Here is a 14,200-nt window from a genome sequence, read left to right as displayed (position 1 = left end):
ACGTTTCACAACAATTATTATGCGCTCTGGTATTTGCTCATGTGCGCATCCCCCCACAGGTCCTCTATCCTATAATGCTCCCGCTTATCTGTTTTAAAGATATGAACTACTACATCGATAAAATCAAGCAGAATCCATTCGCCGTTGCCCTGGCCTTCTTTATGCCATGGGTCTTGGCCAAATGCTTTATAAACTTCATCTTCAACGCTCTTGGCTATCGCGTTTACTTGAACCGTAGAATCAGCATGGCAGATTACAAAATAGTCAGACAAGGTGCCGTTCACCTCTCGCATATCCATCCTCACGATTTCGTTGCCCTTTTTCTCCTGCATCCCATGGATCACCACATCTGCTAGCTTCTCTGACAACAAAGATTTTTTGTTTTTACTCATTAAGATTTATTATACTTTTGACTAATAAATTGTTTCAAACTATTTTTTAATATAATATCTTTTGCAAAATAACACATTTTCGGGAGAATCACTACGCCAAACACTAATTGTTTTGGACGAGATCGGCTCTACCAATGATTATTTGAAATCTCAATTGTCAAATTTCAAGCCACTAGCCGAATGGACTGCCATTATGGCAAAAAACCAGACCCAAGGCCGTGGTCAACGCGACAACTCTTGGTTATCCGAACCAAACAGCAATATCACCTTCAGTTTCGTCCTGTACCCAACCTTCCTAAATCTTCAAAAACACTTCATACTGAACATGTTAATCAGCCTGGGAATAGTCGATTGGCTAAAATCCCTTTCGGTCAAGGCCAGTATCAAATGGCCAAATGATATCATGTTAGGAGATAAAAAGGTAACAGGGATCTTAATAGAAAACAGCAGCAATAGCCGTGAAATCAAGCAGTCAGTAATAGGCATCGGCGTGAATGTCAACCAAAAGCAATTTTTTGGTGAGCTCATGGACAGCGCCAGTTCTATATTTAATGAGACCGGGCTATTTATTCCTGACCTAAAAACAGCATGTATTAACCTCTTGTTACAAATTCAGCAAAGAGTGGAAGAGTATCGATCCAATAAGATAACGGATGCGGATCTATTGGAAGCATATAACCAACAGCTATTCAGACGGGCAGTGCCCGCAAAATATGCCGCCCATAATCAGGTTTTTGAGGCCACCTTACTCAGGGTGGAAGAAAACGGCGGATTAATCCTGAATGTCGAAGATGAAGAACGTCGTTATTATTTCAAGGAAGTTGTATTTATAATGCAATAAAATCATTACATCTACATTAAATATTGGAGATAATACTAACTTTGAATTAAACTTTATGGACATAAATTAGTCATACATAAGAATAAAACGGTTATTTATGAAAAAAATAAATCTATTAATTGCATTTTTAGTGTTTGCCGTATCTGGGACATTTGCTCAGGTGGTAAACCCTGTAAAATGGTCAGTAGGCTTTAAGAAACTTCCTAACAATGAAGCTGTTATCTTATTAAAAGCCAATGTAGAACAAGGCTGGCATATTTACGGATTGAACGTACCTTCCGGAGGCCCAATTTCTACTTCCTTTACCTTTACTCCTGCAAATGGAGCAAAGATCACTGGAAAACCAGCAGCTAAAGAGCCAAAAACGAAGTTTGAGGACGTGTTCAAAATGAATGTCCCTTACTATAACGGAGAAGTTGTATTCCAACAAAAAGTAAAATTGGCAAACAACAAACCAACTACGGTTAAAGGTGTAGCAACATTTATGGCTTGTGATAAAGAGCGTTGTTTACCACCAGATGAGTACGAATTTGCAGTTACAATCAAGTAACAAATCAATAAAGAAAGAAACCAAAAGGCAGGATAACCCCTGCCTTTTTCTTAATTTATCCCGATAATAATCAAATATGTTTAGCTTAAAAAATGCCTTAATAGCCTTAAGTTGGCTATTTCTTATAGCAATAACTCCCCTAAAAGGAATTTCCCAAGATACACTTATCAATATTGAAGACGTTGAATTTAGCTCTGGCCAAGAAGAAAGCAGTTCGGGCGATAGCTTGATCACGGACTTTGGTGATGTAGAGTTTTCCGATGGAACCGACACTTCTGCATCTGCGACGGATAGCACAGCTGTTAGTCCAACGGTCGTATCTTCAGACGGACAATCCGAAAGCACTTCCCTATGGGGGATTTTCATCGAAGGGCTCCTAGGTGGTTTCTTGGCATTCTTGATGCCTTGTATCTTCCCGATGGTTCCTTTGACCGTTAGTTTCTTCACGAAAAAATCAGCCTCTAAATTACAGGCAGTATCCCAAGCCTTAACCTATGGCTTGTTTATCATTGTAATCTATGTGGCTTTAGGAATGCTGATTACCATCGCATTCGGTCCTGAGGCGCTTAACGCCCTTTCGACCAATGGGGTGTTCAACTTCTTCTTTTTCTTGATGCTCGTCTTCTTTGCAGCATCATTCTTTGGAGCATTTGAAATCACCTTGCCGAGCAAATTTGTCAATAAGATCGATGAAAAATCCGACAAAGGTGGTATGATCGGCTACTTCTTTATGGCAGCCAGTTTAGCCGTGGTATCCTTTTCTTGTACCGGTCCGATCATCGGAACGGTATTGGTAAATGCTGCCGTTAAAGGCGACCGCTTAGGCCCTGCCATTGCCATGTTTGGATTTTCATTCGCATTGGCGATTCCATTTGTATTATTCGCCATGTTCCCTGCACTATTGAAATCCATGCCTAAATCTGGCGGTTGGTTAAATAGCGTAAAGGTGGTACTTGGTTTCTTGGAATTGGCCCTGGCTTTGAAATTCCTTTCAAATGTCGACCTAGCTTACAACTGGCAATTCCTTGACCGCGAGGTATTCCTGGCACTGTGGATCGTGATCTTTGGATTGATGGGACTATACCTGATTGGAAAGATCAAGTTTGCCCATGATAGCGATCTAAAATACATGTCCGTTCCGAGGACGGTCATTTCCATCCTGGTCTTTTCTTTTGTGGTCTATATGATCCCAGGGATGTGGGGAGCACCATTGAAATCAATCGCCGCTTTCTTACCTCCCATCGGTACGCAGGATTTTGACATCTCCGCTGGAACACAAGCTGGAGGAGGACATGCTATTTCAGCAGATGCCACAAGCCGTAAATATTTCAACCACTTCCATGATCGTGCTACAATCAAGGGAATGGATCCATATTATGATTACGATGAAGCATTAGCCGCAGCAAAAGCGCAGGACAAACCTTTATTGGTAGACTTTACAGGCTGGAACTGTGTAAACTGTAGAAAAATGGAAGCTGACGTATGGTCTGACCCAGGGATCAAGCAAATGATCAATGAAAACTTTATCCTTGCCGAACTTTATGTGGATGACTACGATTTGAAATTACCTGAAGCTGAACAGTTCGTTTCTGAAACTACAGGCAAGAAAATCAACACCGTCGGCAGAAAGAACACGGATTTCCAGATTTCTAAATTCAACTCAAACTCACAACCGTTATACGCAATGTTAGATAACAATGAAGAACTATTGGTTCCTACCAGTGGTGCCAACTATAACATCGAAAGCTACAGAGCATATCTGCAATCGGCAATTGATGCTTATAAGGCAAAGAAATAGGCTTTCTAACAATTTAATACACAAAAAATAAGTATTTCGGTATATTTGAACTATGAGCAACATTAACAACATCGCAGTATTGACGTCCGGAGGAGACTCCCCCGGCATGAATGCAGGAATTCGTGCAGTTATCAGAACAGGAATCTATCACGGTAAAAATATGTTTGGTATCCGTAGAGGATATGACGGAATGGTACAAGGAGATATTACTCCAATGGACGCTAAATCCGTTGCCAACATTATCCAACGTGGTGGTACCATCCTTAAAACTGCAAGAAGCGATGAATTCCGTACCGTAGAGGGTAGGAAGCAAGCTTATGAAAACCTTAAGAAACATAATATCGACGCTTTGGTCGTAATTGGTGGTGACGGTACGTTTACCGGAGCTTCCAAATTTATCGAAGAGTTTGACATTCCGATCATCGGAATGCCCGGCACGATCGACAATGACCTAAACGGCACAGATTTTACCATCGGATATGACACAGCGATCAATACAGTGGTAGAGGCTGTCGATAAAATCAGAGATACAGCAGAATCCCATGACCGTCTATTTGTCGTGGAAGTAATGGGTAGAGACTCTGGACTGATCGCTTTGCGTTCAGGTATCAGTACAGGTGCCGAAGCAGTTCTAATCCCTGAGTTGGAGGTAGATTATGATGCGATCATGAAGCGCCTTGACAAAACCAGAAAAAACAAATCTTCCCGAATTATCATTGTTGCTGAAGGGGATAAAGAAGGTGGAATGGTCGTAGCGGAAAAGATCCAAGCGAACTTCCCTGCCTACGATGTACGTCTTTCGATCTTAGGCCACATCCAGCGTGGTGGTTCACCAACCTGTATGGACCGTGTATTGGCTAGCCGCTTAGGAGTTGCTGCCGTAGAGGGGCTTATTGAAGGCCGTAAGGCTGAAATGGCGGGCTTAATCTGCGGAAACGTCCAATTTACACCGTTCAACAAAGCCATCAAGCATATCGATAAAGTAAACGAGAATCTTACTCGTATCGTAGAGATCCTATCTCTATAAGATATGGTTCTAAAAAATAGAGGGGTAGCTTGAACAGCTGCCCTTTCTTTTTGCACAAACCTGCAATATTTATTTATTATTCCTTTGGTCTTATTCGAGACACATTCCGAATTTTCCGAATGTGTCTCGAATAAGACCAAAGTAAATCCCGAAGCCTAATATTCATTTTTAATTCCTTATTTTATTTTAAAACTGCATGCTTACCTTTGTTTAAATTTAAATGTGATGCAAATAGCTCAACTCTACCAGATTTATAAAGAATTCCCAAAAGTTTGTACAGACACCCGTCTTATCAGCAAGGACTGTCTGTTTTTTGCGCTGAAGGGCGACAACTTCAATGGCAATAGTTTTGCGGACCAAGCCTTGGCTGCTGGCGCAAAATACGTGATCATTGATGACAGCAATTTTTACAAGGAAGATCCGGCCTATATCTTGGTAGATGATGTATTGAGCACCTTGCAGGATTTAGCGAGGTTCCACAGGAAACATTTAAAAATGCCATTCATCGGCATCACAGGTACCAACGGCAAGACAACGAGCAAGGAACTGTTGAACAGTGTCCTTTCGCAGAAATTCAACAGCTATGCCACAAAGGGCAACCTGAACAACCATATCGGTGTGCCTTTGACCATCCTTTCGCTTACTGAAGATATTGAAATCGCCATCGTGGAGATGGGAGCAAACCATGTGGGTGAAATCGCCTTTTTATGTGGGATTTCCCAACCTACCCATGGTTTCATTACCAATGTCGGCAAAGCGCACCTGGAAGGATTCGGCTCATTCGAAGGTGTCATGAAAGCCAAAGGTGAACTCTATGATTTTCTTCGCGACCATCAGGGCCAGATCTACGTTCAGGGTGATAATGAATACCTGATGAAGATGGCTGCAGACAGAGGCCTTCAGAACGTCATCCACTATGGTTTTTCCGAAGGGAATGATGTTCAGGGTGGTTTGGTCGTTGCCGACCCTTACCTGACCATATTTTGGAACACGAATGGGGAAGAGGATAGACATGAAGTAAAGACACATCTGACCGGAGCCTACAATATAGAGAACATGCTGGCCGCTGTGGCGCTTGGAAAAACCTTTGGGTTGAGTACCGAACAGATCAATGATGGCTTGGCAAACTACGTTCCACAGAACAACCGTTCGCAGATTACCAAAACAGACAAGAATACTATCATTGCAGATTATTACAATGCAAATGCCAGCAGCATGGCTGCAGCATTGGGCAATCTGGATGTTATCCAGGCTGACCGTAAAGTTGCAATCTTAGGTGACATGTTTGAAATGGGAGATCAGAGTGAAATCGAACACCGAAAGGTAATCGAAAAGGCAAAGAGTCTGAAATTAGATCGTTTGATCTTTGTCGGCAAGGCCTTTTATGCTTTGAAGGATGACGAAGCGAGTTACTTTGCTAGCACAGATGAGCTGAAAAAAGATCTTCAGGAACATCCTTTGGAAGACTTTATGATCCTGTTGAAGGCATCAAGAGGTATGGCCTTTGAAAAATTAATGGAGGTACTCTAATGCTAGAGCTTAAGGGCGTTCACCATATAGCCATTATCTGTAGGGACTATGCTGTTTCCAAGGCATTTTACACAGAAGTGTTAGGCTTGACCATTTTACAGGAAACCTATAGAGAGGCGCGAGATTCCTACAAATTGGATCTAGCCCTTCAGGGCGAATATATCATTGAATTGTTCTCTTTCGCCAATCCTGCGGAAAGGCCAAGTTATCCAGAAGCAAGAGGACTGAGACATCTCGCTTTCAAGGTGGAGGATATAGAAAAACAGGTGGAAGAATTGAATAAGGCGGGTATAAAAACAGAGCCCATCCGTATTGATGAAACAAGCAATAAGAAATTTACTTTTTTCACCGATCCAGATGGGCTTCCTTTGGAGCTTTATGAAATTTAATCCTTACCTACTTCTAGGTTCAGTTCCTTTTCTTTATTGATTAAATTCGAGATACTGGTATCATTTAAGATCTGCAGCATGGCATTTCTCACTTCGATAAAGGTATCTCTGATGCCGCAGGCATGTTCTTCCACACATTCTTCACAAGAACGATAGAAATTCAAGCTGACACATGGCAATAGGGCGATGGGACCATCGATAAGGCGCATGACCTGCGATAGGTAGATGTCTTCAGGAGCTTTGTTCAAGCTGTAGCCACCACCTGCACCTTTTTTGGAATAAAGAATACCTGCGTTACGCATTTCCAACAAGATCTGTTCTAGGAACTTTTTGGGGATACGTTCTTCTTCAGCAATCTTGCCGATCTGCATGGGTTCTTTCCCATAGTTTCTGCCTAATACCATTAGGGCTTTTATCGCGTATTTCGTTTTCTTCGATAGCATATCAAACCGATCTGGTCTTACCTTTCAAAAGTATAAAAAATAAAGCTATTTCTGCAATACGTCTACAATCGGCTGGCCGATAGACCCATTGGGCTCCATAACATGAAGCAAAGAGGACAGTGTAGGCGCAATATCCGTAATGTGAACGACTTTATTGGTCTTGCCTGGTGTGATACCCCAGCCCATAAACACCAATGGTATATGCGAGTCGTAAGGGGTCCATGTACCATGGGTAGTTCCCGTAGAGCGAGGCGTACCGTCATACCATTGCGGTTCGGTGATGATCTGAATGGCACCACTACGTTTGCGGTTATATCCATTGATGATTTTTTCGCGGATTTCGGTAGGTACCATCATGTTTTCTCCGCCTTCCATGTCCACGACATATGCCACACCGTCTTCATGTCTCAGCATCTTGATGATGGATTTCTTGATTTTCTCCTCATCCAACTTTGAGTTTTCAATTTCAGCATAGTTCAAGTGAACTTGGTAGTTCATTAAACTGATGATCAAATTGTCCTTTCCAAATTCCTCTTTCAGCTCATCGTTCATGTTTCTTTGCAATTGTCTCGAAAAGAAATAACCACCATTACCGCGCATATCCATGAAATAACGAGAGTTATAGGAAGCAGCATGGTCTGCTGTCAAGAAAAATGTATAATTACCTTTACCTACGGTTTCATCCAGGTATTTAAAGAATTTTGCCAATTCTTGATCTAGACGAAGGTAGATATCTTCGATTTCCACAGAAGATAGCGAATAACGGTGACCGACATAATCCGTAGCAGAAAGACTTACCGCAAGAAAATCTGTAGCATCCTGAGGGTTTTTACCAAGCTTTTCATTTTTGATGGCTTCCTTCGCAAAATCTAGGGTAAGGGTATTTCCGTATGGGGTAGATTTGATCAATTCATAACCGGCATCCTTCATCAACAAAGAAGTCTTTCTTGGGAAAGCTGCCGTTTCTTCGCCAGCCCACTTCCCTTCATATACATTATCATCATCGATGCTATTGGTTTTGTAAGTATCGATAGGATATAAAGTGTTCCAATCTTGTTTCAGGTATTTATCAGCAAGCTTTTGTTTATTAAAGCCGTTTACCCATTGAGGAAGTTTTTCCATGTAATAGGTTGAGCTGATCCAATCTCCGGACTTAGCTTCAAACCAATAAGCAGCATCGGCAAAGTGACCAGCAGGTAGGATTCCGCCCCTATCCTTGATCGCAATACCGATTACCTTAGAATGAAAATTGGTCGCTAATTTCAATTGATCCGTAACTGTAGAAGCCAACAAGTTTCTAGGAGACTGTTTACCTTCTTTTTCCGCTGTTCCCACACCTTCTACCGCATCATCTTGGGTACAATACATGGAAGTACCTGTTTGTTGTTCTATCCAGTCATTTCCTGCAATGCCGTGAATGGAAGGCACACTTCCAGTATAAACCGAACTATGACCGATAGCCGTGAAGGTCGGGACATAGTTGATCATGGCATTTTCACATGAAAAACCATCACGTAGCAAGCGCTTGAAACCATCATTCCCGTATCGATCCGCAAAACGGTACAGATAATCCCAACGCATTTGATCCACCATCAGGCCTACCACTAACTTCGGCCGCTCCACCTGTGCCGAAAGCAGGGTGCAGAAGCATAAGAACAACATAGAAATACTTAACTTTCTATACATTATTATTAAATTTTAGGGTTTAAAATTTAGGTGACGTTTTAAAAAATCACCCGTATAAGAGTCTTTCTCTTTGACCAAATCTTCCGGCGTTCCGGCAAAGACAATGTTTCCGCCCTTGTCTCCACCTTCCGGACCGATATCGATTACCCAATCGGCAGATTTGATCATATCTAAGTTATGTTCGATGACCAATACGGTATTTCCTTGTGCAATCAGCGCATTGAAAGCTTTTAACAGCTTGCTGATATCATGGAAATGCAGTCCGGTTGTCGGTTCATCGAAAATAAACATGGTTTTCTTTTGGTTATTTCCTTTGATCAGGAAGGAGGCAAGTTTGATCCTTTGGGCCTCACCACCTGAAAGCGTACTTGAAGACTGTCCCAATTTCACATAGCCCAATCCTACCTCTTGCAAAGGTCCCAGCTTGTTCAATATCTTAGGTTGATCTGCAAAGAATTCAATAGCTTCATCCACACTTAAATCTAAGATATCAGATACCGATTTCTCTTTATACTGAACATCCAAAACATGTTGTTTAAAGCGCTTACCATCACAGGCCTCACATGGTAGGATGATATCCGCCATAAATTGCATCTCGATCTTTACTACACCCTCTCCCTGACAGACCTCACATCTACCGCCCTCCACATTGAAAGAAAAGGCAGATGGTTTCAAGCCATTAGCTTTGGCTGCTGGCAATGAGGAATACAAGGCCCTGATTTCATCCCAAGCTTTGACATAAGTAACCGGATTTGAACGTGTGGACCTTCCGATCGGATTTTGATCGACCATTTCTACCTGTTCGATTTGATCTATTGCGCCTTCGATTCCATCATATAGACCTGTTTGTTCGCCTGAATAGGAGCCTATGGCTTTCTGTAGGGCTGGATAAAGGATCCTTTTGACCAAGGAAGTCTTACCGGAGCCTGAAACACCAGAAACGACGGTAAACACATTCAATGGAAAATCTACGGTTATCCCTTTCAGGTTATTTTCTCGGGCACCATTCACACGGATGGCTTCATTCCATTTCTTCCTTTTTTCAGGAACTACAATAGAAAGATCTCCATGAAGATATTCTCCAGTCAAGCTTTTTTTATCCTTCAAGATTTCTTGATAGGTTCCTGCAAATACCAGTTCGCCGCCATTGATCCCTGCTTCAGGACCAATATCGATCAGGTAATCTGCTGCTTCCATCATTTCTTGCTCATGCTCCACCACAATTACGGTATTGCCGGCATCGCGAAGGGACTTCAGCACCCCGATTAATTTTTGGGTATCCCGAGGGTGCAAACCTATACTAGGCTCATCCAATACATAAATGGACCCCACTAGGGACGATCCCAAAGAAGTGGCTAGGTTGATACGTTGAGATTCACCTCCTGAAAGGCTATTGCTCAAGCGGTTCAGGGTAAGATAGCTCAGGCCTACATCACACAGGAACTGCAGACGATTCACGATCTCGGCCAATAAGCGTTTGGCGATGATTGCTTCGCTCTCTGAAAGTTTCAGGTTTTGGAACAGCTCCAAAGCTTCACTTAGAGGCAACAAAACCACATCGGTAATGGAATGTCCATTGATCTTTACATAAGATGCATCCTTACGCAGTCTGGTCCCTTTACATTCAGGACAGTCGGTTTTCCCCCGATATCTGGACAGCATCACCCTATATTGGATCTTATAGGTCTGCTCTTCCAATTCCGCAAAGAAATCGTTCAAGCCTCTAAAATATTTATTTCCTTTCCAAAGTAACTCTTGTTGAGCCTTGGTCAGGTCACTATAGGCACGATGGATAGGAAAATCAAATTTTATGGCCGTACGCACCAATTTATCCAACCAAGCGCCCATTTTCTCGCCGCGCCAGGGAGCAATGGCTCCATCGAATATCGAGCGGCTTTTATCTGGAATGACTAGATCTGGATCGATACCAATGATCTTTCCATAGCCTTCACAACGTTTACATGCCCCATAAGGATTATTGAAACTGAAAAAGTTTGGGGTAGGCTCTTCAAAGGTTATTCCATCAAGCTCAAACTTGTCTGAAAAATGAAACAGTTCCTCATCAACCTGAATCTCACATTCACCCTTTCCTTCGAAATAAGCGGTTTGTACAGAATCGGCGAGACGATTGATGGTATCATCTTCATGGTCCAAGCGAACCCTATCGATCACGATAAAGACTTCTCCTTCCTTAAAGCTGGCGTTGGATACCGCTTTATCTTCAATGATGGTTTCGATCTTATGGATGGAATCGTTGTATTTTACACGAACAAATCCCTTTTGCAGCAAAAGTGAAAGTTCTTCCTTCAGTTTTCTGTTATTACTAGGGATAAGGGGGCTATAAATGGTGATGGTTGTATCATCGGGATAGGCCAACAGTTTATCCACAATGGAGCTGACGGTATCTTTGCTCACTTCTTCTCCAGAAACTGGCGAAATGGTCTTTCCAATTCTTGCGAACAACAATTTAAGGTAATCGTAGATCTCGGTGGAGGTTCCCACAGTAGATCTGGGATTACTGGAGATGACCTTTTGTTCGATCGCGATAGCCGGAGCAATGCCTTTGATGTAGTCTACATCAGGCTTGTTCATACGGCCCATAAACTGTCTGGCATAGGAAGACAAGCTTTCTACATACCGGCGTTGGCCTTCAGCATAAAGTGTATCGAATGCGAGGGAAGATTTTCCGGATCCTGACATCCCAGTAATGACAACAAGTTGGTTTTTAGGAATATCGACATCGATATTCTTCAGATTGTTGACACGGGCGCCTTTTATTTGGATATGGGTTTTTGGAGTATGAATAGCAGTTTTTTGCATAACCTTCAAAGTTAGGCAAAACTCATGAAAATGAGCTCTCTAATCCAAAGAAAAACGATTTCTTATGAAATAGTTACAATATTATCGCGGTAATTTTTCAGGTCTCGGCATGCGATATTTAGTGGCCGTTATCGCGTCCAAAAATGCGGCAACCTGACGGATTTCCTCTTTGCTCAGATCCAGTTTCTTCATCAATGGGTCAATCCTAGGGTGCATCGGATCCGCCTCCTGTTCTGCATTTCTAGGGTTGTTCATGGCCATCCCAGAGTTATACATATTGATCACACCGATAATATTATCGAACAGACCATTATGCATCCAAGGATTCGTATTCATTACATCTCTCAAAGATGGTGTTCTGAACTTTCCGACATCTTTAGGGTCTTTGGTCACTTCATAACGCCCTAAATCCTCATATTTTCTTTTATAATAGGTCAGTCCGATATTATGAAAATCTTCGTCCGTAAAGTACTGCCCATTATGGCAGTTCATACAGCGGGCTTTGGTACGGAATAAGTGCAATCCTGCGATCTCATCATCATTCAAGGCCTCGTATTTTCCATCTAAGAATTCGTCAAACCTACTTCTTTTACTTGTAATCGTTCGTTGGAAGGTAGCAATGGCGCTCATGATTTCAGGCATGGAGAAATCCTCATCGCCAAAAGCCTCTTTGAATAGTTTTTTGTATTCGGGGATAGCTTTCAGTTTAGGGACCAACTTAGTCAGGTCCATGGCCATTTCATTATGTGCTTCAATTGGGCTCAGCGCTTGTTCTTCAAGGGAATGGGATCTACCGTCCCAAAACATGGTTTTGCGCTCGCCAACATTCATCAAGGAAATGGTATTTCTATTTCCAACGAGATGGTCATGCCCTACAGGTACGGTGGAATGGTCTCCAAAGGACGTTTGGGGATTATGGCAAGAGCTGCATGAAATCTGGTTCGAACCCGATAGGATAGGGTCAAAGAAAAGGAACTTGCCCAGTTTCACCTTAGGCTGTTCCATTAAGGAAAAATAGCTGGTATCGATTTTTGGAAGTGATTTAAACTCTTCATAGTTCACGCCAGAGTCAATGGTTGGTTTAGGCCATTCACTGATTGGCTTGCTGTAAAGGCTTCGCAAATCTTGAATCCCTTTATCACTCAGAAAAGCTGTGCTCAGAATGCACATTCCCAAAACAAACCCGATCGCTAATACTTTTTTCATCTCTAACTCTAAAACATCAACCCTATGGTCAACGAATAATACTTCTGTTTTATTTCAGTAGCCGAAAGCGCCTCTGCCTGCACAAAAGGTTTGATCTGCTTTGCTGCTACAAAATCATACCTTGCACGAGCTCCGATGGAGAAAGGTTCGGCTGTTAGGTAGTTATAGTTCTCTTGCAGCATATTCGCAATTCCAGTCCCTTGCTTGATACCATTGAACTGGGACCTGCTTTTCAACAGTTTCTGCTTCTGCAAATTTAAACTAATTCCAAATAAACCGCTCTTTAAATCCCATAAATACTGCCCCTCAACGCCAACATTCAGCATATCAGCCATTTGCTCACGGAAAGGGTTGACATATTGTTCCTTAAATTGGGTAAAATCTGCATAAGGCTTAATAGTCCAGTCCGCTTTTCCTACAATTGCCTCGAAGTGGTAACTGAAATTATAATAGCGGTAAGAAGATATTTCAGAAATCTTAATAAGACCTTGGGAAGATCCATCATTATGGAATAGGCTTTCGACTCCTTTTCTGGTTTGCAGCTCCATGGATGCATTTCCACCGTATTTCCAATCTTTTGTTCTATGGAGATAGCCGATTTTTCCAGAGATGATCTGGTCAGTCCAATCATTGGCATTTGAACGGGATGCGGATAATTTTCGATTACCATTCTTTTGAGATAATCCTACTTCAACAAAAAAACCATGTTCTGATCTGGGAAGGAAGGAAATCTTTCCGTCAAACCCATTCATCTCATATAAGATGTCATCACTTTCACTAGATAAGCCTGAAAGCAATTTATTATATGCTCCTAATCCATTCATATAATATACTGGCGGTTTCCCCAGTTCTCTCAGGAAGGTTAATTTGTTCCTTTGTTTATAGAATTGATATCCCAGGTTAGCACTCAACAGATACTGCGGTAGGATTTGGTAAGAAGCTCCCAATCCAACATGGAGGTTGCTACTGTTGTTCTCTGGTCTTGGGTCCACCTTACGATGGGAAAGATTGGCTCTGTAGCCAGCTTCTCCCCCGATGACCCATTTTCCAATCTCTTTGGCCATACCTCCAGAAAATTGGTACATCTCTGAATTGAGGTCGCCACCTACAGAGTCAGCGGTTAAATACGGGAACACGACCTCAAAATCCGAAGTTTCATTGAACTTGAGGTCTTGGATTTTCTTGCTCTCGTAGCTAGCCTCTCCCCAAAGGGTGATATTGGGAAAAGCTTCTTTTTGGTAAGACTCGGTATTGAATCTAAATCCTTGGTCTCCGGATCCCCTTTGCAGGGTATATCGATCCTTATTGTCGGAGAAATAAGACAGTTCAATAGGAGTTAACGACTGTTGGTATTGGAAGGGTCTTAATGCAGGACTTTCATATAAAGTATTACGGAAAGTCCTGCTGATATCCATACGTTCCTTGATCCCCAAAGAATTTACGCCCAGGGAATCCTGTGCTTGGCTAATATAAGCAAAACAGCAGCATAAAACAACCGTGGATAAGTACCTTAACATG

At 42.2% G+C, this 14,200-nt stretch carries 12 protein-coding genes; 6 read left to right on the top strand and 6 right to left on the bottom strand.

The annotated features are described in order from the left end of the window. Positions 1-17: 17 nt before the first annotated feature. A complete protein-coding gene (gene rsfS, locus ACWIB3_RS00305; protein WP_093101305.1) occupies positions 18-392 on the bottom strand; it encodes a ribosome silencing factor in 375 nt (124 codons plus the stop codon). Between the two features lie 61 nt (positions 393-453). Here rsfS and ACWIB3_RS00300 point away from each other — a divergent pair, with 61 nt between their 5' ends. From ACWIB3_RS00300 to gloA2, 6 genes are all read left to right on the top strand, one after another. Further along, positions 454-1,233, top strand: a complete 780-nt coding sequence (locus ACWIB3_RS00300) for a biotin--[acetyl-CoA-carboxylase] ligase (protein ID WP_454290615.1) — start codon at positions 454-456, stop codon at positions 1,231-1,233. Positions 1,234-1,330: 97 nt separating this feature from the next. Further along, positions 1,331-1,783, top strand: coding sequence for a protein-disulfide reductase DsbD domain-containing protein (locus ACWIB3_RS00295; protein ID WP_185212938.1), 453 nt, complete (start codon positions 1,331-1,333; stop codon positions 1,781-1,783). Positions 1,784-1,859: 76 nt separating this feature from the next. Further along, complete coding sequence (locus ACWIB3_RS00290; protein ID WP_185215802.1) at positions 1,860-3,581, top strand: protein-disulfide reductase DsbD family protein; 1,722 nt, start codon at positions 1,860-1,862, stop codon at positions 3,579-3,581. Between the two features lie 52 nt (positions 3,582-3,633). Next, complete coding sequence (pfkA, locus tag ACWIB3_RS00285) at positions 3,634-4,608, top strand: 6-phosphofructokinase (protein WP_185212936.1); 975 nt, start codon at positions 3,634-3,636, stop codon at positions 4,606-4,608. Positions 4,609-4,833: 225 nt separating this feature from the next. Beyond that, positions 4,834-6,138: a UDP-N-acetylmuramoyl-tripeptide--D-alanyl-D-alanine ligase gene (locus ACWIB3_RS00280; RefSeq protein WP_454290614.1), complete on the top strand. Its 1,305-nt coding sequence runs from the start codon at positions 4,834-4,836 to the stop codon at positions 6,136-6,138. Continuing rightward, positions 6,138-6,527 (top strand): SMU1112c/YaeR family gloxylase I-like metalloprotein, encoded by a 390-nt coding sequence (gene gloA2 / locus ACWIB3_RS00275; protein WP_185212934.1) that lies wholly within the window; start codon positions 6,138-6,140, stop codon positions 6,525-6,527. Before ACWIB3_RS00280 ends, gloA2 begins: the two co-directional genes overlap by 1 nt. On the opposite strand, the gene ACWIB3_RS00270 is transcribed toward gloA2, so the two are convergent. The 5 genes from ACWIB3_RS00270 to ACWIB3_RS00250 all read right to left on the bottom strand — a co-directional run bounded on the left by ACWIB3_RS00270 (position 6,524) and on the right by ACWIB3_RS00250 (position 14,199). Continuing rightward, positions 6,524-6,970 (bottom strand): RrF2 family transcriptional regulator, encoded by a 447-nt coding sequence (locus ACWIB3_RS00270; protein WP_093101291.1) that lies wholly within the window; start codon positions 6,968-6,970, stop codon positions 6,524-6,526. The genes gloA2 and ACWIB3_RS00270 overlap by 4 nt on opposite strands. Before the next feature lie 45 nt (positions 6,971-7,015). Beyond that, the gene (gene pafA, locus ACWIB3_RS00265) at positions 7,016-8,656 is read right to left on the bottom strand and encodes an alkaline phosphatase PafA (RefSeq protein WP_454290613.1); all 1,641 of its coding nucleotides are present in this window, start codon (positions 8,654-8,656) and stop codon (positions 7,016-7,018) included. A 12-nt stretch (positions 8,657-8,668) separates the two neighbouring features. Next, the gene (uvrA, locus tag ACWIB3_RS00260; RefSeq protein ID WP_313261096.1) at positions 8,669-11,476 is read right to left on the bottom strand and encodes an excinuclease ABC subunit UvrA; all 2,808 of its coding nucleotides are present in this window, start codon (positions 11,474-11,476) and stop codon (positions 8,669-8,671) included. 81 nt (positions 11,477-11,557) lie between these two features. After that, a complete protein-coding gene (locus ACWIB3_RS00255; protein ID WP_454290612.1) occupies positions 11,558-12,682 on the bottom strand; it encodes a cytochrome-c peroxidase in 1,125 nt (374 codons plus the stop codon). An 8-nt stretch (positions 12,683-12,690) separates the two neighbouring features. After that, a complete protein-coding gene (locus tag ACWIB3_RS00250) occupies positions 12,691-14,199 on the bottom strand; it encodes a DUF6850 family outer membrane beta-barrel protein (protein ID WP_454290611.1) in 1,509 nt (502 codons plus the stop codon). Between the last annotated feature and the right edge of the window lies 1 nt (position 14,200).

This window comes from Sphingobacterium sp. NPDC055431 (assembly GCF_053644255.1).
This window is presented reverse-complemented; position numbering and strand designations above follow the sequence as displayed.